Here is an 18509-nt window from a genome sequence, read left to right on the forward strand (position 1 = left end):
TTTGCTACTGCTCATAAACACCTCGTTAATTAGCCATTTTATCTAACTAAAGAGTGTCTACAAAATCGGTGGCTATTCAGATATTCAAACTAATCAAAATAAAATTAAGACATAAAAAAACCCACTCAATCGGAGTGGGTTTTTTCAGAATATGGTGGCTATGACGGGACTTGAACCTGTGACCCCCGCATTATGAGTGCGGTGCTCTAACCAACTGAGCTACATAGCCTTAAACTGTGCGCGCATTATGGGATTTTCTTTAAAGAGCGTCAACCCCATATTGTGCTGTTTGATCAAAATTTGTTGAAGTGAGCCGATAAGCCGGGTTCTGTCGTGAACGATCATTCCTCTAGGCGCACAATCACTCATGCGCTCAAGCGACCTACCCGAATCCAGCATGGGCCATGCCTAATGGATTCCTATTTGGTCTTGCTTCCGGTGGGGTTTACCTCGCCATGAACTGTTACCAGCCATGCGGTGCGCTCTTACCGCACCCTTTCACCCTTACCTCCGATTCCGATTGCTCGAAAACATAATGAAGGCGGTCTTCTCTCTGCTGCACTTGCCGTCGGTTTGCACCGCCCAGGCGTTACCTGGCACCTTGCCCTATGAAGCCCGGACTTTCCTCCCCTGCTTCAATCACGGAGATTTCCACAGCAGCGATCGTCTGGCTCACTTCGAGCGGCATAGTACCAAATATCCAGACTAATTGCTTGATGTTTTTTGAGCAGTCAGTTTTTCATACTTGGCTTGCAGCTGTTCCTGCGTTTCAGCATGATTCGGATCCAGTGGAATACAATCCACCGGACAGAACAGCTGGCACTGCGGTTGATCATGATGTCCGACGCACTCCGTACACAGGTCCGAGTTAATTTCATAGATGACTTCACCCATGAAAATCGCCTCATTCGGGCATACAGGTTCACAGACATCACAGTTAATGCATTCATCGGTGATATATAAAGACACGCTACCAACCTTGTTGAAGTTTACGCTCGAAGGCAGCAACCACGTTTGGTGGTACAAACTTGGTTACATCACCTCTTAATCGAGCAATTTCACGCACTAAAGTGGATGAAATAAAAGAATATTGCTCTGAAGGGGTCAAAAACACTGCTTCAAAGTGGGAGTCCAGCTGCCGGTTCATATTGGCCAGCTGAAATTCATACTCAAAATCAGACACTGCACGCAAACCACGCAATACAGCAGTCGCCTTTTGCTCACGAAAAAAATTGACGAGCAAACCATCAAAACCTACAAATTCAACATTGTCCAAATGACTCAATGACTCTTTCGCCAATGCAACACGTTCTTCCAGACTGAATACCGGATTCTTATGATGACCAATGGCAATCGCCACTACGACTTCATCAAACATTCGCGCTGCGCGTGTTACCAAATCAATATGTCCATTGGTAATTGGATCAAAAGTCCCCGGATAAATCACACGAGTTTTAGACATCCATTTGTACTCTGTTTGTTATGTAGAATCTTATTTTAGCAAAAACTTGTTTTTTTGGTGAATAATCCTCATTAATTTAAAAAACTTCACCTTATTTCTAGTTGCGGTACAATAGCAGCACGTTTGGAAGTATCAGATTATGGCGAAAGCATCTATTGTAGTAAAAAAAAATAATGGCGGTACCATTGCACTGAATAAACGTGCCCGCCACGATTATTTTATTGAAGAGAAATTTGAAGCGGGGCTTTCATTAAAAGGCTGGGAAGTCAAATCAATGCGCGCTGGGCGTATGACCATTGTCGAAAGCTATATTACCTTTAAAAATGGTGAAGCTTTCCTGTTTGGTGCTCAGGTTCAACCTTTGTTAAGCGCCTCGACCCATGTAGTGCCTGAAGCAACCCGTACTCGCAAGCTGTTGCTGAACCGTCGTGAAATTGAAAAATTGCAAGGTGCAATTAATCAAAAAGGTTATTCCTGCGTACCGTTGGCCTGCTACTGGAAAGGCCCGCATGCCAAGCTGGAAATTGCCCTGGTCAAAGGTAAGCAACTCCATGACAAACGTGCTACTGAAAAAGACCGTGACTGGCAACGTGATAAAGCGCGAATTTTCCATAAATAATGGATTAAAAGTTGCATATAAAAAAACCTCCGCATTTGGAGGTTTTTTTTATGATTTTAAGTATGACTATTTAGTCGCGCAAGCGTCAGGGCAATATACTCACCAAACCAGAATGCAGTTTTTAAATCACCTTCAGGCGGGGTCAACTCTACTGGCGCATTATCCGACTGGGTCATTAAACCCAAAAAGCTCGACATCCGGTTCAGATCCGTGACGGCACGTCCTGTCGGCATTAATGGCAAGCCACTCCACAACATGCCATGCTGCATGGCGAACAGGTTGATCTGCTGCAATACTGCCAACTTGTCGCCACTGAGTCCGCCACCATTGGTAAAGGCTGCTGCCAGCTTACCCTGCCAGCTACGTGCCAGCCAGCGCTTGGAAGACTGTTCCATAAACAGCTTCATGGCAGCTGTCAGGCTACCCATATAGGTTGGACAGCCAAAGATAATCGCATCGGCAGCGTCCAGCACCTCCCAGTCTATATGTTCGACATTCATCATATGTACCTGAACACCGGTTTCCCGTGCACCATCGGCAATAAAATTTGCCACTTTAGCCGTGTGTCCATAAGGACTGTGATAAACAATCGCAACAGATTTGGAAGATAGGGACATAACGCTCAAAAGCCAAAAAATTCAGTTAAGTTTAACATTTTCATGTCATAAACACGAATGTCGCCATACGCCCGGTTTTAGCTTCGCGGCGATAAGAGAAATATTCATCCGCCTGACGATAAGAACACTGATCCCCACCCAATACGGTATTTATGCCGTGTTGCTGCAAGATATAACGCGCAATCGCATACAGGTCAGCATAATATTTACCAGCCTGTCCACCGGGCTGAAACGCACTGTCCAGTTCAGGATATTTCTCACAAAAAGCTGCTTTTACTTCAGCACCAATTTCAAAACAAGGTTGACTAATGGCTGCACCGAGCCACGCCCAAGTCGGCGGAGTCTGCATGGCTGCAAGGGTATTTTCGATAATACCTCCTGCGAGTCCCCGCCAGCCGGCATGCAAGTTCGCAACTTCCATACCTTCCGCATTGCCTAATACAACTGGCAAACAGTCTGCAGTCATCATCATCAGAGCATGCTGTTTACGCTGCGTCACCAGACCATCTCCTACCAGTGCCTCAAAAGGCATCTGCTCATTAACCGTATGACAGATGGTGCTATGCGTCTGGGTCATCCAGGTAATTTTATCTACGCCAAAGGCAGCGAAATCCTGCAGTAAAGCCATACGATGCTGTTGTACCCGTTGCGCATCATCCTGCACATGCAAGGCCAGATTAAAACCTGCAAGTTCAGGCTGTGTAGATGGCTGCACTTTCGCATGATAAACACGGGTCTGACCCACATACACACCTGGTGGAAGTCCTGGTACAAATTGCATCTCGATTCCTTGCTTTGACGCGAGCTAAATAAAAAGATTAATAGGCTTTGTTTTCGGTACGCAGCACTTCCACCAGATTGGCAAAGTCTTCCGGCCACGGTGCTTCAAAGGTCATTTCTTCTTTGGTACGCGGATGTTTCAGCCCCAGTTGCACGGCATGTAAAGCCTGACGCTTAAAGCCACGTAAAGTATCATCTAGCAATTGCGATGCGCCTGCAGGCATACGGACACGCGGCATATATACCTGATCACCCACCAGGCCATAGCCGATATAGCTAAAATGCACACGAATCTGATGGGTACGTCCGGTTTCCAGACGTGCCTGAACACGGGTGAAGTGCTGGAACCGCTCTTTAACATTGTAATGGGTTACTGCATCCTTGCCGCCTGGCAGAACTGCCATTTTTACACGATCCACCGGATGGCGTTTGATCGGCTCATCAATGGTGCCGCCAGCAATAATGTTGCCGTAAACCACCAGATCATAGAGACGATACACCGATTTCTTCTCAAGCTGTTTGCTTAAGGCAAACTGTGCTTCCAGATTTTTAGCAACCACCAATAAACCGCTGGTATCTTTATCGATACGATGTACCAGACCTGCTCGCGCCAGCTCAGAAGATTTTGGATAGTGGTGTAATAAAGCATTCACCAAGGTGCCCGAGGTATTGCCGGCACCCGGATGTACCACCATACCGACTGGTTTGTTGATGACGATAATATCTTCGTCTTCATAGATGATATCCAGTGGAATGTCTTCCGGCAGGCTGCGCGTTTGCGCTTCAAGCTCGACATTTAAGGTCAGGATTTCGAAACCATCACTTTTAAATTTAGGCTTGACCGGTTGGCCATTCACCAATAAATTACCTTCTTTGATCCATTGCTTTAATTTTTCTCGGGAAAAATCGCTCCAGACCATCGCTGCAATCTGATCGATCCGTTGCCCGATATAAGTTTCATCCAGTTGAAATTGCAACGATAAACGTGTTGCAGTTGCTTCTGAAGTATGGTTATCTGCATCCTCAGAATCTTCAAGTAAATTGAAATCAGTATCAGGGATATTAGAATTGGAAGATTGTGCTTGACTCATTTGCTCATTCAGACAAAAGTGGTTTAATAGTGCAATTGTAGCTCATTGCCCGTATTAACAGAGGAATTTTTATGTCGCTACCACATTATAAAATGACAATGCTTGCTGTGACATTAGGCATTGCATCGGCAATGGTAGGCTGTAGCAGTAATCCAACAAAAAAAGACGTCGTGGATAAAGGTCCGGAATCTAGCGAACAGGTTTATATTCAAAAAGCACAGAAAGCGCTAGATCGTAATCAATATACCGATGCAGCAAAACAGCTAGAAGCGCTGGAAACTTATTTCCCGACCAGTCAGTACGCTCCACAAGCCCAGCTTGAGCTGTTGTATGTAAAATTCCAGCAAAAAGAATATGAAGCTGCAGTTACACTGGCAGAGCGTTTTATCCGTCTGAACCCGCAACATCCAAATGTCGACTACGCCTACTATGTACGTGGTGTCGCCAACATGGAACAGAACTATAACGGTCTGATGCGTTATACCTCACTGAAACAGTCACACCGTGATGTCAGCTACCTGAAATTGGCTTACCAGAATTTTGTCGATTTCATTCGCCGTTACCCATCTAGCACGTATGCAGTGGATGCAGCACAGCGTATGAAGTTTATCGGTCAGGAACTGGCTGAGCATGAAATGAATGCAGCACGTTTCAATATCAAGCGTAAGGCTTATCTGGCAGCAGTGGAGCGTGGCTTGTGGGTAATTGAACATTATCCACAAACTCCGCAGATTCCGGAAGCCTTGGCAACAGTTGCCTATGGCTATGACAAACTGGGCGATAAAGCCACTTCACAGCAATATATTGAAGTGCTCAAACTGAACTATCCTGGCCTGGTGAATGCCAATGGTACGGTGAACCTGCGTGCAGCACGTAGTGAAGGCAGCTTCTTTAACCGCGCAACCTTGGGTATTTTTGGTAAAGAAGCCAAGACTGTAACGGATCCTTCTACCCAATCTCCAGAATCACTGACAGAAAAACGCAGCCTGACCAATCGTATGACGTTTGGTTTACTCGACCGTCCGAAAAATACAACAACCGAGCAAGCTGAACCGACTGCTGAATAAGCCAACTGTTACAGGTGCATTTTTGCAAAGGGCAAGTTATCATACTTGCCCTTTTGCATTTTCTGAGCAATGCTTGAACAAATTGTGTAAAAAGGTTATACCAAGTAATTCATTTATAGGGTTGGAACAATCATCCGGCTCTTAATTTTCAATGATTTAACCCCTAAATAACGCAGCACGAGAAGCTCAGCAGACCATGGCCATTCCTCAGCATACGATTGATCAGATTCTCGATCGCACCGATATTGTCGATGTGATTGGTCAATACGTGAAACTAAAAAAAACTGGCCGTACTTATTCGGGCTGCTGTCCGTTTCATCAGGAAAAATCACCGTCTTTTCACGTCTATCGCGATAAACAGTATTTTCACTGTTTTGGTTGTCAGGCTAATGGCAATGCCATCCGTTTTTTGATGGACATTGGCAGCCGTAATTTCGTCGAAGTAATGAAGGACCTGTCCAGCCAGACCGGCATCGAACTGCCTAAAGACAATACCGATTCCAATAAATTAAAATATAAACGTGAAGCAGCCAAGCCCAAAATTGCGCCTGCTCAAGCTGTTCCACAAGCTCAGCCGCAACAAAATAATGCAGCAACAGAAAATAATACTGCTGTATCTACAGCGAGTTTTGACCCATTTGCAGAGTTTCAGGCAGCCGAACAGGATTTTTATGGTGACCCTTTTGCTTCTTTTGAGCACCTGCCGATGGCGGAAGTTCAGCAAGATGGCAATCTCTATGATCTGCTGGAAAATATCGCGCAGTTCTATGAGCGCCAACTCCCAAATAGCTCAAGTGCTCAGCAATATTTCAAGCAGCGTGGTCTGACTGCAGAGACCATTGCTTATTGGCGCTTAGGCTACGCGCCTGAAGACTGGCAACATCTGGAAAAAGCCTTTCCTCAGGATATTGAGGGCTTAAAACTTTTAGGTCTGATTCGCACCAGCGACAGTGGCCGTGATTTTGACCTGCTGCGTGAACGTGTCATTTTCCCGATCCGTGATACCAAGGGTCGTGTAGTTGGTTTTGGTGGTCGCGCACTCAATGACGAGATCAAGCCAAAATATATCAACTCGCCAGATTCTGAAGTCTTCCATAAAAACCAGTTGCTTTACGGTCTGTATGAAGGCCGCAAACAGAAAGCCCAAGAATGGCTAATGGTCGAAGGCTATATGGATGTGATTGCGCTCCAGCAATATGGCATTCATGGCGCAGTAGCCACTTTAGGTACAGCCAGTAATACGGATCACCTAAATATTCTGTTCAAACAGAGCAATCGGCTGACCATTGCCTTTGATGGGGACGCTGCCGGTCAAAAAGCGGCACGCCGTACTCTGGACATTGCCCTGCCCCTGCTAAATGATGGCCGAGAGCTGAAGTTCTTTGTTTTGCCCGCTGACCATGACCCGGATTCATTGATCCGCCGTGAAGGGATAGAAAACTTCAGACGCTTGCTGGAACAGGCGCCACTGATGTCGGACTTCGTATTTGCCCATCTGACCCAAAATCAGGACATCACCACGCCTGAAGGTAAAAGTCAGGTCATGGGTGAACTAAAAAATCTGACCGAGTTACTGCCCAAACACGGTTCCTTCCGTTATCTGCTGCAGCAATTTTTCCGTGAAAAACTGGGCTTTAACCGTAAATGGCAACCCAAGGTCAATACGGATGCATCCTTAAGCTTTAGTACCAAAATTGATGCCGAAGAATATGTAATTGCGATCTTGATGAATCACCCTTATCTGTATATTCATTTTGAACCGTTGCGCGCGCTGGTCTCTGAAGATCAGCTGCTGTTTAAAATTCTGAATATTCTGAATGTGATTTTTGATGACCTGCCGGATGACCCAGAACTGTCGATCTATTATGTGCTCGGTGCCTGCGCAGCCCATCATCATGAACTGCAGCATATTTTGCAGCATGCCAATGTCAGCGATTACACCTCATCGCCAGAACAGGCCGATAAGCTCGCGGCTGATTTTTCAACCAAGCTGCAATATCAGTGCTTGAAAAATAAGATTAAATCCAAGAAATTTAGCAGCATTGCTGAAATGAAAAACCTGAAAATGCAGATTTATGAGATTGATCGCAAACGCTCGATGACCCTGTTAGAAGACTGATTTTTCAAATTATTGATTCTTTTGAATCAAATGAAGTCAGACTAGATCACAGTATTATTTATAATTTTCTCAAATAATCAGGCTGGGTTTTATGTTGAAGTACAAATCCGCAAAGAACCAAGCCTCTCATCATGCTGATTACAGTGAGTGCCTGGATTTACGACGCTTCGCAACTACATTGCCCAGTTCTTCCTGTAACAGCTCAAAATAGGCAGGATCTTCCGCTTTGGCTGCTTCACGCAGCACAATAGAAGTTGGATGCAACAGTTTTTGGGTTAAGCGATGTGAAAAATCGGCCAGTACCGTTTCCGCCTTTTCGCCCTTGGCAATACGCTGCATTGCCAATGCCAGCTCTTCCTGACGTAATGTTTCCCCGTGGTCACGGTAAGCATGAATGGTCGCCCCGGCCTGTTTGACCTTTTGCTGGGTCAGCAGTTCTGTAGCCAACTGATTGACCATGATCTCGGCTTCAACCGCAGCCTGACGCCGCTGTGCCAGATTTTCCTCAATGACACTTTGCAGGTCATCGACCCCATACAGATAAACCCCGTCCAGGCTTTCTACTTTGGCATCAATATCGCGCGGTACGGCCAGATCGACCAGCAGCATCTGCTGGTAACGGCGTTTTTTCAGTGCAGCCTTCACATCGGCAAAATGGATCACCTGATGCAAACTGCCGGTACAACTGGAAATGACATCGGCACGATGCAGATTTTCTGCAAGCTGATCAAAATCTATAATTTCGACCTCAACCCGATGTGCAATTTCCTGTGCCAGAATATCCGCACGCTCGCGGGTACGGTTACAGATAATGATCTTGCCTACCCCCATCTCTGCGAGGTGTTTGGCCACCAGACTGTTCATTTCCCCGGCTGCCACGATCATAATGGTCAGCTTGTCAGGGTGACTAAATACTTGCAGAGCAAGTTGCGCCACCGCATATCCCATCGAGACGGCATGGCTGCCGACAGCCGTTTCCGAACGCACGCGTTTGGCGGCATAAAAGGCATATTCAAAAATCCGGTTGAGATCACGCGAAACTGTATGAGAGTCTTTGGCCAAAGAGAGGGCGGTTTTGACCTGTCCCAGAATTTGCGGTTCACCCAACATCAGTGAATCCAGACCACTGGCGACACGCATCAAGTGAGTTACTGCCTGCGCATTTTCGTAACGATAGACATGCTGCTGCAGTTGCTTGACATCCACCCCATTTTTTTGGGCGAGCCAGTTCAGCACCATGTCAGCGTTTTCTGACATGGCATAAACTTCGGTCCTGTTACATGTAGACACCACCACCATGTCATTCAGTTCAGGGTGCTGGCTTTGTTCGGCAAGAATGTCTCTTAACTTTTCAGGGTTAAAAGCCACCTGTTCCCGCAATTCTACAGAGGCAGTTTGATGGTTGACACCCAATGCAAAGAAAGACATATCAGGTCATCATTTCACTAAATTTATGCTATTGTGCAACATCGGTGTCATAAAAAGCATTACTTGGATCAAGAAAAAATTGCGTCAAACAATCAGCCGTATCAACGGCCCTACAATTAAGCAATATTCTACCACATTCCTACTGGTGGGTAGCATGGCTTCGACTGCACATCTCTATGCAGCGGAAGCAGTTTACCATGCAAATCATAATTATGATGCGATAAAACAAAGTATGATGGCCGAGTTTGCCATCGCTGCCCATGACATTCCCACTGCTTTGCACAACTATACGGTGCTGGCGATCAAGAGCAATTCCACTTCAGTCAAACAGCGCGCATTAAATGTTGCACTAGAACATAATGACTTGCAGGCGGCTCTGGACATTTCCACACACTGGGTGGTACAAGAACCGCAAGATGTCCCTGCCCTATTTTATTTATCGCATATTGCTTTAAAAGCGCATGAGTATGAACTGGCTGCAGAGACCTTGGAAAAAATCCTGCAAATTGATGATAGCGCCGATCTGGAAGAAATTCTGGCGGGGATTTCACCAGAAGGAACAGAGGATCGTACTTATCTGATTCAGGCCTTAAGCACCACCAAGGCTCGGGACAATCCGTCTATTCTCGTCCTTGTGGCCGGCCTGGAAGCACAAAATGGCCAGCTGGAACAGGCGTTAAACACGATTAACCGTGCCTTGAAGAAACGTCCAAAGGCAACCGGTTATATTCTAATGAAGGCCAACCTGCTCAACGCGTTAGGCGATGCCAATGCCACACGGGAATGGTATGCAAAATCCAGCCGCAAGCACCGCAATAATCTGGACGTACGTCTGGCTGAAGTCAAATATCTGGTCAAGCTGAATGAAGCAAGTTTGGCGCTGAAAAAACTGCAGGATATTTTAAAGAAATGGCCGACTGCTGAAGAGGCCCTGTTCATTGCCGGACTGACCAGCATTGATCTGGAAGAATACGAAAAGGCCGAAAAATATCTGGTCGAACTGCGTTATTCTCCGCAATATCAGAACGAAGCCTATTACTATCTTGCTGTCAATGCGGAACGCAAACAGCATTACGAAACGGCTAAAGCCTATTACCGTCTGGTCGATGGCAGTCTGTATACTGTATCACGTCGCAATATAATCTCAATTTTCGCCCAGCAGGATAAACTGCATGATGCACTGCGTTTCTTAACCCAGGAAAGGGTGAATTATCCGCAACATGCCAGCTTTCTCTATCTGGCCCAGGCAGATATCTTGACGCGTATGCAGAACAAAAAAGCCGCTATTCGCCTGCTGGAAGAAGCCAGCAAAAATCTGCCGGATGACCCTGAACTGGTTTACGCGCAAGTCCTGTTACTGGACCCGCACCAGGATCGCGTCAAGCTGGACGAACTACTCACTACTTTACTCAACATTGAACCGAATAGTCCGACCTATCTGAATGCCTATGCCTATACTCTGGCGATGCAGAACCGCCGTCTGGAAGAAGCACGTCGCTATGTCGAACAGGCACTGGAATATGCACCAGAACAGGCATCAATTTTGGATACCTATGGTTATATCTGTTATTTACAGAATGACTTTGCCACGGCTGCGGACGTGCTCTACAAAGCTTATCAGTTGAACCCGAATGTGAAGATTGGCGTGCGTTATGCCCGTGCGTTATACATGAAAGGTGATCTGCAACAATTTCATCAAGTGTTACAACAATTACAACAAAATCATCCAAATGACCCAGAATTGAAACAACTTAATTCGCTATTGTTAGCACCACAAACCCAAACGAGTTAATTTATTTATGCGCAATTTGAGCCAATTGGGTTGCTGTGCCTTTGCAGCAACTGCCTTATTCTTGACTGGCTGTCAGCAGATGATCAATCCACAAAAGCCCGTGACGCCTTCTGTCCAAGCAGACAATCAATTCCAGCTGCAAGGTAAAATTGGTGTTCGCACTCCTCAACAGACTGGCAGTGCATTCTTTACCTGGGTACAACAGCAGGAAGAATTTGATATTGAGCTCAGCGGTATCTTAGGCGTGGGTAAAACCCAAATTTCTGGCACCCCGGGACAAGTAACCTTAAACAGCGCAAAAACCGGTGTGATTCAAGCAGCCAGTGCCGAAGAATTACTGCAACGTGCAACCGGCTGGCAAGCACCGATCAGTTATTTAGTGGACTGGGTACAGGCCCGTCCTGCAACTACCTCTGCAAAATTACAAAAAGACGACACGCAACGGATTAGCCAGATTATGGAACAGGGCTGGACAGTCGATCTTAATTATAATGCGCAGGCCAGAATGCCAAACCGCTTGATTTTAAAGCAGTCACTTGAAAATGGCGCGGAAAACCGTATTACAATGATCATTGAAAACCGTTAATTGACCTGATTCCAGCCCATGATAATTCGTGTTCCTTCGCCTGCTAAACTGAATTTGTTCTTACATATTACCGGTCGCCGTGAAAATGGCTATCATGAACTACAAAGTATTTTTCAGCTGATTGACCTGTATGACTGGCTGGAGCTTGAACCAAGTGCCGATGATGCGATTCAGATTGAAGGTCTGGCCTCTGTCGATCTGGAACAGAATTTAATCTATCGGGCAATACAGTTGTTGAAGCCTTATGCCAAAACGCCTTGCGGGCTAAAGATCCGTCTGGAAAAAAACATTCCGATGGGTGCAGGTCTGGGTGGAGGGTCTTCCAATGCCGCGACGACCCTGATTGTGATAAACCAGCTCTGGCAGTGCGGTTTAAATGTTGAACAACTGGCAGAGCTTGGGGTCAAGCTAGGTGCAGATGTCCCGATATTTGTGCATGGTAAAAATGCCTGGGCTGAAGGCATTGGTGAACACTTAACATTCATAGACTTAGATCAAAAAAAATTCATTGTGTTAAAACCTGATTGTTTTATCAGCACTCAACTGCTTTTTTCGCAAAAAGCATTGACAAGAGACACGAAGAGCTCTAAATTTTGCGCCTATCAGGAAACGCCATCTGATTTTGGAAATAACTTTGAGCCACTGGCAAGAAGCTTATATCCTGAAGTCGATGAAGCAATGCAATATCTCGACCAGTTCGGAAAAGCAAAGCTTACAGGTACAGGTGCTTGTGTGTTTATTGAAGTCACTGAAAATCTGAATATCGAAGATATTCTTGCAAATGCACCATGTAAAGCTTACCTGGTCAACAGTTTACAAGAATCACCTTTAGTTCAGTTTAAAGTGTAGATAGGGGTATCGCCAAGTGGTAAGGCACCGGGTTTTGATCTCGGCATCCGTTGGTTCGAATCCAGCTACCCCTGCCATTCTTCACCTGTAGATGTACTGTATTAGGGGTATCGCCAAGTGGTAAGGCACCGGGTTTTGATCTCGGCATCCGTTGGTTCGAATCCAGCTACCCCTGCCATCTTACAGTTCATCAATTTAGGGGCGTCGCCAAGTGGTAAGGCACCGGGTTTTGATCTCGGCATCCGTTGGTTCGAATCCAGCCGCCCCTGCCATTTTCTCGAAAAAAGACAGAGCACTCATTTGCTGTAAGACTGTTAATTTACCTTGACACTTTACCGCAAAAATATTAAAGTTCTGCCGCATTAGGGGTATCGCCAAGTGGTAAGGCACCGGGTTTTGATCTCGGCATCCGTTGGTTCGAATCCAGCTACCCCTGCCATCTATTCCCATATATCCCAACCGCCAAGGGTGCTTCATGCCCAATCTTGTCGTTTTTAGTGGATCTGCGCATCCACAATTCGCTCAAAAAGTCGTAAGTCACTTACATATTCCTCTAGGCGCTGCCTCTGTAGGTCAGTTCTCTGACGGTGAAATTGCTGTCGAGATTACTGAAAACGTTCGTGGTAAAGACGTATTTATCGTACAGCCTACTTGTGCCCCAACCAATGATAACCTGATGGAAATCCTGGTGATGGCTGATGCTTTGCGTCGTGCAAGTGCTGGTCGTATTACTGCCGTGATTCCTTATTTTGGTTATGCTCGTCAAGACCGTCGTCCACGTTCAAGCCGTGTGCCAATTACCGCTAAAGTCGTTGCAGACATGCTGACTACTGTCGGGATTGACCGCGTTGTGATGATCGACTTGCACGCTGACCAGATCCAAGGCTTCTTCGATATCCCTGTAGACAACATCTACGGTACTCCTGCGCTTTTAGCTGATCTTCGTCAGCAATCGCATCACAACCTGATGGTGGTTTCACCTGACGTGGGTGGTGTAGTGCGCGCACGTGCTGTTGCGAAACAAATGGGTGATATCGATCTTGCAATCATCGATAAACGTCGTCAAAAAGCGAATGAATCACAAGTGATGCATTTGATTGGTGATGTTAAAGATCGTGATTGTGTCATTGTTGATGACATGGTAGATACGGCTGGTACGCTATGCAAAGCTGCTGATGCATTGAAAACCTTCGGTGCTCGCAAGGTGGTTGCATATGCAACACATCCAGTACTTTCTGGTAAAGCACTTGAAAACTTAAAGAATTCTGTAATTGATGAACTGGTTGTGACTGATACCATTCCTCTTTCAGATGAAGCTTTAGCACTGGGTAAGATTCGCCAGGTTTCAGTAGCCAGCATGGTTGCCGAAACAATTCGTCGTATCAACAACGAAGAATCTATTAGCGCAATGTTCGATTCTTATCTATAATAGAGCGCTGAATTTTCAAAGCCCTGCCATTTGGTAGGGCTTTTACTCACCAGACTGGTCGCAAGTCTGGTTCATTTAACTTAAATAGGATGTCTATCATGGCAAACTTCGTATTAAACGCAGCAGCACGTGAAGAAGCAGTTCAAGGGAAAGGTGCGAGCCGCCGCCTTCGTCTTCAAGCTAAAGTTCCTGCAATCATCTACGGTGGTGAAGCTGCTCCTGTAGCAATTACTGTTGAGCTTCGTCAGCTTGTTAAATTCTTAGAAAACAATTCATTCTTTGAAGAAGTTATCGAAATTGATGTAGACGGTAAAGTTGAAAGCGTGAAAATCCAAGCGTTACAACGTCACCCAGCTAAAAACACACCAATGCACGCTGACTTCAAACGCGCATAAGTGTTAATGGTGTAAATTAGTGTCAAATATTTCACTGATTGTAGGTTTGGGTAACCCAGGTTCTGAGTATGCCCAAACCCGCCATAATGCAGGCTTCTGGTTCGTAGAACGCCTTGCAGACCAATATGGCATTAATCTTAAAAAAGACCCAAAATTCAACGGATTTAGCGGTCGTGGCAATATTGAAGGTCAAGACGTCCGTCTCCTTCTCCCAACAACTTTTATGAATCTTTCCGGTAAAAGTGTTGTTCCTTTCGCCAAATTCTACAATATCGCACCTGAATCAATCCTGATTGCCCATGATGAACTGGATATGAATCCTGGCATCATTCGCCTGAAAACTGGCGGTGGTCACGGGGGTCATAACGGTTTACGCGATATCGTGCCGCATATCGGTCCAAACTTCCATCGCCTTCGCATTGGCATTGGTCATCCTGGTGCCAAAGACCGTGTTTCCGGTCATGTGCTCAGTAAAGCGCCTAGCAGCGAACAGCGTTTAATGGATGATGCGATTTCACATGCCCTCGCCCGCACAAAAATGCTGGTGAACGGTGAAGTACAGCAAGCCATGAATCAAATCAACGCATATAAGCCGAACTGAACATTCAAAAATTGCTGGACAATTCCGCTTGCCAGAAAGTTTATTTAAGCGCAAAATGCGTTTGCTCGATTGTTCACCATACAGCAAGCAAGATTGATTTAACCAAATGATCAAACTCTTAGGTCAACTCAGGGGACGCTAGCCATGCTATCTCGTTTATTAAAATGCAAAATTCACCGCGCTCACGTTACACATGCAGAACTACACTATGAAGGTTCATGTGCAATTGATGGCGTTTTGATGGATTTGGCTGGCATTCGTGAATACGAAGAAATTCATGTGTGGAACGTGACCAATGGTAAACGTTTTGCAACTTATGCAATTCGTGGCGAAGACAATTCAGGGATTATTTCTGTGAATGGTGGTGCTGCGCATCAGGCCGATGTTGGTGATATCGTAATTATTGCTACGTTCGGTGATTTCACTGAAGCTGAAGCAAATGCTCACAAGCCACGTTTAGTCTATGCAAATCCAGACAATACCGTGAATCACACAGCAAACTGCATTCCGGTACAAGTTGCCTGAGGTTTTAGATAAGATTCTAAAAAGTCCGCGAAAAGTGGACTTTTTTATGGACGAATAAAAATAGAATTAACTCCCCTGCCACCAGTTTTTACGGCTTTCACAATTTAAGGATTTAAGCTGATCATCAACCAGATCTGCCAGCAAAGCCTTGCCATCATCTTGTACTTTTAATTCGGCAAATTTGGCATTGCGATAACAAGGCTCAAGGCCTTCGGCGAACATAAAACTGTTGGCAGCCGGATAAAGCCCGTCAAATGTATTGCGCGGATTTTTCAGAACTAATCGGGCTAAAGTTTTAGACTGATCCAGCTCAGTTCGATTAAAACTGGTTTTAATAACTCTGCGCTGCCGATCCAGCTGTACATAGCTCATCACATGCGATTGATTGTTAAAATCATTGATACTGATCTCAGGTACAGGCTGTTGTGTAGCATCTTCAGGTGCTGTCGCACTAAAGTGCAGATTATAGTTCAAAGCCATATAATCCCCCTGCAGAATTGATCGCGGATCCACAGGAGCCAGCTCTACATAAATACTCTGGCTATGCCTTAAATGCCATTCATGTTGCAGAATCAACCCACAAAATAAGGCGATGCTAAAAATAGCCAAATGCAAAGGAAGAAACTTTTTCATATTGTCTCTCCTTGAGCATGTTGTGATTTTGGCTGTTTTAAAATATGGGCCAGCCCCAAGACTAATATTCCTGAGGCAAAAATGCTGATGCTTTTAAACAGGAAACTTAAACCCAGATTATAATACAGCATCCATAACCAGAAGATCAGCAGCAAGATGGATAAGGCCTGAATCAAAGACTGCCGATAGGCAATTGCCCAAGCCATCAACATCAAAATAACCAGAATCTCAAAATAGCCGAGCCAGATCAGGATTGTGCCCAAGACTGGAATCAGCCATAAATCATGCCGAGTAAATTGATGTCGCTGCACAAGTATAAAGCTGAATAACCAGATTATTGGCAGAATATAGAAGACCATGACATTTTCAGCACCATGTTCAGTTATCTGCCGATGATCCAAGTGGAATAGAGTTTGAAACACTGCCATGGCTGCCAGTACGCAAATGCTCCATAACTGGATACTTCGGCTATAGTGAGACTGCAACCAATACCCGGCAGCGACCAAAACCACGATCAGAACCAGCCAGTTGATCGACATGGCAATGGTCATCAGATGATCATTATGAAGCGCTGAATATAAAGCTATAATGGTCAGCACATGTGTCAATAGTAATTGCAGAAAGACGATCCACCAGTGCATGCGGCTTAAGATCGTGACTAACATAATTCCCAGCTGAATCAGCCAGATCAGCGGCCAACTTTCGGTTAGTAATTCGCTATGAATTAGGATAGCCGCCTGGCCACATACCCATAGACAATATGCAAACTGGCCCAGAAAAATAGAACTTTTGACACGAATCAGCCACCATGCAACCCCAATGAAGATAATCCCCATAAAAATGGAAAAACTTTCCCAATAAGTCAGCAGTAGAACTGCCAGGATCATACCGGCAATCCAGGCACCTAATGCCATTGGGATGACAGAAAATTTGCTCTTAGGTAACAGTTTCATCAGCACAGTACTGATTCCTGCAAACCAGCCGAAAATGAGAATCGCCAGCACAAGTAAACTCAAGGCCGACTCTTGCAGGTATTGCTGGGTCAGATCAAAAATCAGCACACTAAAACTCAGTGCCACACCTGCGACCAGCAAACTGGTTTCAAGCTGTTGCTGGCGAGCATAAAAATAGCGACTGAATAAAATTGGCAGGATCAATACCGAACCTAAATACCAGATCGAGTTCGAGTCGATAAATCGAAACATACTCAATATTGAAATGAATACAATAAGCAGAATAAACAGATAACGTAAGACCGGATAATAGCGCAGAGCAAAGAGAAAGCTTAATCCTGTAAAAATATTCAACATCAAAAAATAAGCTGTTTCAGCACGTATCAGCCAAAAGCTTTGTTTGAAATAAAAATACAGCGCCAGCTGGCTTACCAGACAAAATAAGACAAATACACCAATATTAGGCCGATACAGCCAAGGCAATAGCAACACAGCCCAAAGTAGAAATAACTGATAGCTGTCAGCACCCGTCTGATAAATCTGTCCAATGACAGCCAGACTCAGCCCCAGCATCAGAGCAGAAACAGCATCCAGACTTTGCCGCAAGGCAGCCTGGGTATCCAAGCGTATGCTCAGTATCGCTGAAGCAAGCAGTAAAATCTGAGGAATAAACAGCTGCACAAATTTCGGCAACATCCACCAGTTTGCTGCCAGCAGATATATGATACTGATGGCGATTAGCGCAATGCCAATGATCTGCAGGTATTGAATGACAACAGGTTGAATGAATAACAACGGTGAAAATGGATTGTCTGACTTATGCAATATTTTAGACATTCTAATCTGTGCACTTTTATTTGATTTTACCTTAACATGATTTTTGGCCGTAATTCCAGCCTAGGCCATAGAACCTGTCTTATCATTCAGTGTATCAATCTTAATTTTTTTAATTAAATAAGAACCTGATATATCCCATAAATGGCAATAATGACCAGGACCATACCGCACAATGCCAGCAAGTGTGGATATAGACGAGAATGACGCAAACGGTTAAAGCCCAAATAAACCAAAGATAAAGTCAGAAAATCCAGTACGATCCAGCTCAGGGTTAGCATTATTAAACTTAAATCCAGAGTGGGCGTAATCCCGATAAACTGGGGGAAAAAAGCCGCAAAGAAAATAATGTCTTTCGGATTAGAAATTCCGACCAGAAAACCTTGCTGAAAGCCGCCACGTACCGGAGATAACTTTTCTTGAATTGACTCTGCTTGCTCAAAGAAAACCTCCCGGAATATCTGCAGCCCCAGATAGCCGATATAGAGACAACCCAGCAGCTTGATGGCATCTAGCCAATGCGCATTGATAACCAGCAAACCTTTCAAACTTAATATAGATAAAGCAATTAAAACCAGAGAGGCGAAATTGGTGCCGAAAATGGTTCTTAAAGCCGCAGCATAGCCACCTTTTAATCCTGTGCTAGCAACCAGCAGCATCACCGGTCCCGGTGTGGCAATCATCAGGACGACGGCCAGACAATACAGGATATATTCACTGATATTCACG

General features: G+C 45.1%; 19 protein-coding genes, 5 tRNA genes and 1 other RNA gene. 14 read left to right on the top strand and 11 right to left on the bottom strand.

Annotated features, from left to right (window positions below):
• Positions 1-152: 152 nt before the first annotated feature.
• From AY607_RS09815 to coaD, 4 genes are all read right to left on the bottom strand, one after another.
• Positions 153-229 (bottom strand) — tRNA-Met (locus AY607_RS09815).
• A 72-nt stretch (positions 230-301) separates the two neighbouring features.
• Positions 302-679: RNase P RNA component class A (gene rnpB, locus AY607_RS09820), an RNA gene on the bottom strand.
• Positions 680-705: 26 nt separating this feature from the next.
• Positions 706-969, bottom strand: a complete 264-nt coding sequence (locus AY607_RS09825) for a YfhL family 4Fe-4S dicluster ferredoxin (RefSeq protein ID WP_064102430.1) — start codon at positions 967-969, stop codon at positions 706-708.
• A 1-nt stretch (position 970) separates the two neighbouring features.
• Positions 971-1462 carry a pantetheine-phosphate adenylyltransferase gene (coaD, locus tag AY607_RS09830; RefSeq protein ID WP_004280585.1) on the bottom strand — a complete coding sequence of 164 codons (492 nt, stop codon included), beginning with the start codon at positions 1460-1462 and terminating at the stop codon, positions 971-973.
• Positions 1463-1601: 139 nt separating this feature from the next.
• Between coaD and smpB the strand changes: the two genes are divergently transcribed.
• On the top strand, positions 1602-2081 hold the full coding sequence (smpB, locus tag AY607_RS09835) for an SsrA-binding protein SmpB (protein WP_064096341.1): 480 nt from the start codon (positions 1602-1604) through the stop codon (positions 2079-2081).
• 56 nt (positions 2082-2137) lie between these two features.
• Here the strand turns inward: smpB and AY607_RS09840 are convergent, their stop codons facing one another.
• From AY607_RS09840 to rluD, 3 genes are read right to left on the bottom strand one after another with little or no spacing between them, the layout of a single operon-like run.
• A complete protein-coding gene (locus tag AY607_RS09840; RefSeq protein ID WP_064096342.1) occupies positions 2138-2698 on the bottom strand; it encodes a flavodoxin family protein in 561 nt (186 codons plus the stop codon).
• A gap of 40 nt (positions 2699-2738) precedes the next feature.
• Positions 2739-3479 carry a peptidoglycan editing factor PgeF gene (pgeF, locus tag AY607_RS09845; RefSeq protein ID WP_064102431.1) on the bottom strand — a complete coding sequence of 247 codons (741 nt, stop codon included), beginning with the start codon at positions 3477-3479 and terminating at the stop codon, positions 2739-2741.
• A 37-nt stretch (positions 3480-3516) separates the two neighbouring features.
• Positions 3517-4569, bottom strand: a complete 1053-nt coding sequence (rluD, locus tag AY607_RS09850; RefSeq protein ID WP_064102432.1) for a 23S rRNA pseudouridine(1911/1915/1917) synthase RluD — start codon at positions 4567-4569, stop codon at positions 3517-3519.
• Between the two features lie 71 nt (positions 4570-4640).
• Here rluD and AY607_RS09855 point away from each other — a divergent pair, with 71 nt between their 5' ends.
• Together AY607_RS09855 and AY607_RS09860 are read left to right on the top strand one after the other, a co-directional pair.
• A complete protein-coding gene (locus AY607_RS09855) occupies positions 4641-5636 on the top strand; it encodes an outer membrane protein assembly factor BamD (protein ID WP_064102433.1) in 996 nt (331 codons plus the stop codon).
• 196 nt (positions 5637-5832) lie between these two features.
• The gene (locus AY607_RS09860) at positions 5833-7755 is read left to right on the top strand and encodes a DNA primase (protein ID WP_064102434.1); all 1923 of its coding nucleotides are present in this window, start codon (positions 5833-5835) and stop codon (positions 7753-7755) included.
• A gap of 138 nt (positions 7756-7893) precedes the next feature.
• Here AY607_RS09860 and hemA read toward each other — a convergent pair whose 3' ends face one another.
• A complete protein-coding gene (gene hemA / locus AY607_RS09865) occupies positions 7894-9183 on the bottom strand; it encodes a glutamyl-tRNA reductase (protein WP_064096347.1) in 1290 nt (429 codons plus the stop codon).
• Positions 9184-9262: 79 nt separating this feature from the next.
• On the opposite strand from hemA, the gene AY607_RS09870 reads away from it, so the two are divergent.
• From AY607_RS09870 to panD, 11 genes are all read left to right on the top strand, one after another.
• Entirely contained in the window at positions 9263-10975 is a 1713-nt protein-coding gene (locus tag AY607_RS09870) for a tetratricopeptide repeat protein (RefSeq protein ID WP_064102546.1), read from the top strand.
• Positions 10976-10982: 7 nt separating this feature from the next.
• On the top strand, positions 10983-11561 hold the full coding sequence (gene lolB, locus AY607_RS09875; RefSeq protein WP_064102435.1) for a lipoprotein insertase outer membrane protein LolB: 579 nt from the start codon (positions 10983-10985) through the stop codon (positions 11559-11561).
• Between the two features lie 21 nt (positions 11562-11582).
• Positions 11583-12410: a 4-(cytidine 5'-diphospho)-2-C-methyl-D-erythritol kinase gene (gene ispE, locus AY607_RS09880; protein WP_171255304.1), complete on the top strand. Its 828-nt coding sequence runs from the start codon at positions 11583-11585 to the stop codon at positions 12408-12410.
• A 2-nt stretch (positions 12411-12412) separates the two neighbouring features.
• Positions 12413-12487: transfer RNA gene (locus AY607_RS09885), tRNA-Gln, on the top strand.
• 26 nt (positions 12488-12513) lie between these two features.
• Positions 12514-12588 (top strand) — tRNA-Gln (locus tag AY607_RS09890).
• A gap of 19 nt (positions 12589-12607) precedes the next feature.
• Positions 12608-12682: transfer RNA gene (locus tag AY607_RS09895), tRNA-Gln, on the top strand.
• A gap of 92 nt (positions 12683-12774) precedes the next feature.
• Positions 12775-12849: transfer RNA gene (locus AY607_RS09900), tRNA-Gln, on the top strand.
• A gap of 36 nt (positions 12850-12885) precedes the next feature.
• Positions 12886-13839: a ribose-phosphate pyrophosphokinase gene (locus AY607_RS09905; protein WP_064096350.1), complete on the top strand. Its 954-nt coding sequence runs from the start codon at positions 12886-12888 to the stop codon at positions 13837-13839.
• Between the two features lie 98 nt (positions 13840-13937).
• A complete protein-coding gene (rplY, locus tag AY607_RS09910) occupies positions 13938-14234 on the top strand; it encodes a 50S ribosomal protein L25 (protein WP_004645781.1) in 297 nt (98 codons plus the stop codon).
• A gap of 19 nt (positions 14235-14253) precedes the next feature.
• Entirely contained in the window at positions 14254-14835 is a 582-nt protein-coding gene (pth, locus tag AY607_RS09915; RefSeq protein ID WP_064096351.1) for an aminoacyl-tRNA hydrolase, read from the top strand.
• A 144-nt stretch (positions 14836-14979) separates the two neighbouring features.
• Positions 14980-15360 (top strand): aspartate 1-decarboxylase, encoded by a 381-nt coding sequence (gene panD, locus AY607_RS09920; RefSeq protein ID WP_008307603.1) that lies wholly within the window; start codon positions 14980-14982, stop codon positions 15358-15360.
• Between the two features lie 66 nt (positions 15361-15426).
• Here the strand turns inward: panD and AY607_RS09925 are convergent, their stop codons facing one another.
• From AY607_RS09925 to AY607_RS09935, 3 genes are all read right to left on the bottom strand, one after another.
• Positions 15427-15993 carry a GDYXXLXY domain-containing protein gene (locus AY607_RS09925; protein ID WP_064102437.1) on the bottom strand — a complete coding sequence of 189 codons (567 nt, stop codon included), beginning with the start codon at positions 15991-15993 and terminating at the stop codon, positions 15427-15429.
• The gene (locus tag AY607_RS09930; protein ID WP_064102438.1) at positions 15990-17783 is read right to left on the bottom strand and encodes a DUF2157 domain-containing protein; all 1794 of its coding nucleotides are present in this window, start codon (positions 17781-17783) and stop codon (positions 15990-15992) included. Before AY607_RS09930 ends, AY607_RS09925 begins: the two co-directional genes overlap by 4 nt.
• A 113-nt stretch (positions 17784-17896) precedes the next feature.
• Complete coding sequence (locus AY607_RS09935) at positions 17897-18508, bottom strand: LysE family translocator (RefSeq protein WP_064102439.1); 612 nt, start codon at positions 18506-18508, stop codon at positions 17897-17899.
• Position 18509 lies beyond the last annotated feature (1 nt).

The organism is Acinetobacter sp. SFA, from assembly GCF_001647535.1.
Taxonomy (GTDB): domain Bacteria; phylum Pseudomonadota; class Gammaproteobacteria; order Pseudomonadales; family Moraxellaceae; genus Acinetobacter; species Acinetobacter pecorum.

Coding starts and splice junctions, on each gene's coding strand:
- lolB (WP_064102435.1), top strand. CDS start 10,983: ATGCGCAATTTGAGCCAATTGGGTTGCTGTGCCTTTGCAGCAACTGCC.
- rplY (WP_004645781.1), top strand. CDS start 13,938: ATGGCAAACTTCGTATTAAACGCAGCAGCACGTGAAGAAGCAGTTCAA.
- AY607_RS09905 (WP_064096350.1), top strand. CDS start 12,886: ATGCCCAATCTTGTCGTTTTTAGTGGATCTGCGCATCCACAATTCGCT.
- panD (WP_008307603.1), top strand. CDS start 14,980: ATGCTATCTCGTTTATTAAAATGCAAAATTCACCGCGCTCACGTTACA.
- pgeF (WP_064102431.1), bottom strand. CDS start 3,479: ATGCAATTTGTACCAGGACTTCCACCAGGTGTGTATGTGGGTCAGACC.
- AY607_RS09930 (WP_064102438.1), bottom strand. CDS start 17,783: ATGTCTAAAATATTGCATAAGTCAGACAATCCATTTTCACCGTTGTTA.
- AY607_RS09925 (WP_064102437.1), bottom strand. CDS start 15,993: ATGAAAAAGTTTCTTCCTTTGCATTTGGCTATTTTTAGCATCGCCTTA.
- hemA (WP_064096347.1), bottom strand. CDS start 9,183: ATGTCTTTCTTTGCATTGGGTGTCAACCATCAAACTGCCTCTGTAGAA.
- AY607_RS09860 (WP_064102434.1), top strand. CDS start 5,833: ATGGCCATTCCTCAGCATACGATTGATCAGATTCTCGATCGCACCGAT.
- AY607_RS09840 (WP_064096342.1), bottom strand. CDS start 2,698: ATGTCCCTATCTTCCAAATCTGTTGCGATTGTTTATCACAGTCCTTAT.
- smpB (WP_064096341.1), top strand. CDS start 1,602: ATGGCGAAAGCATCTATTGTAGTAAAAAAAAATAATGGCGGTACCATT.
- rluD (WP_064102432.1), bottom strand. CDS start 4,569: ATGAGTCAAGCACAATCTTCCAATTCTAATATCCCTGATACTGATTTC.
- coaD (WP_004280585.1), bottom strand. CDS start 1,462: ATGTCTAAAACTCGTGTGATTTATCCGGGGACTTTTGATCCAATTACC.
- AY607_RS09855 (WP_064102433.1), top strand. CDS start 4,641: ATGTCGCTACCACATTATAAAATGACAATGCTTGCTGTGACATTAGGC.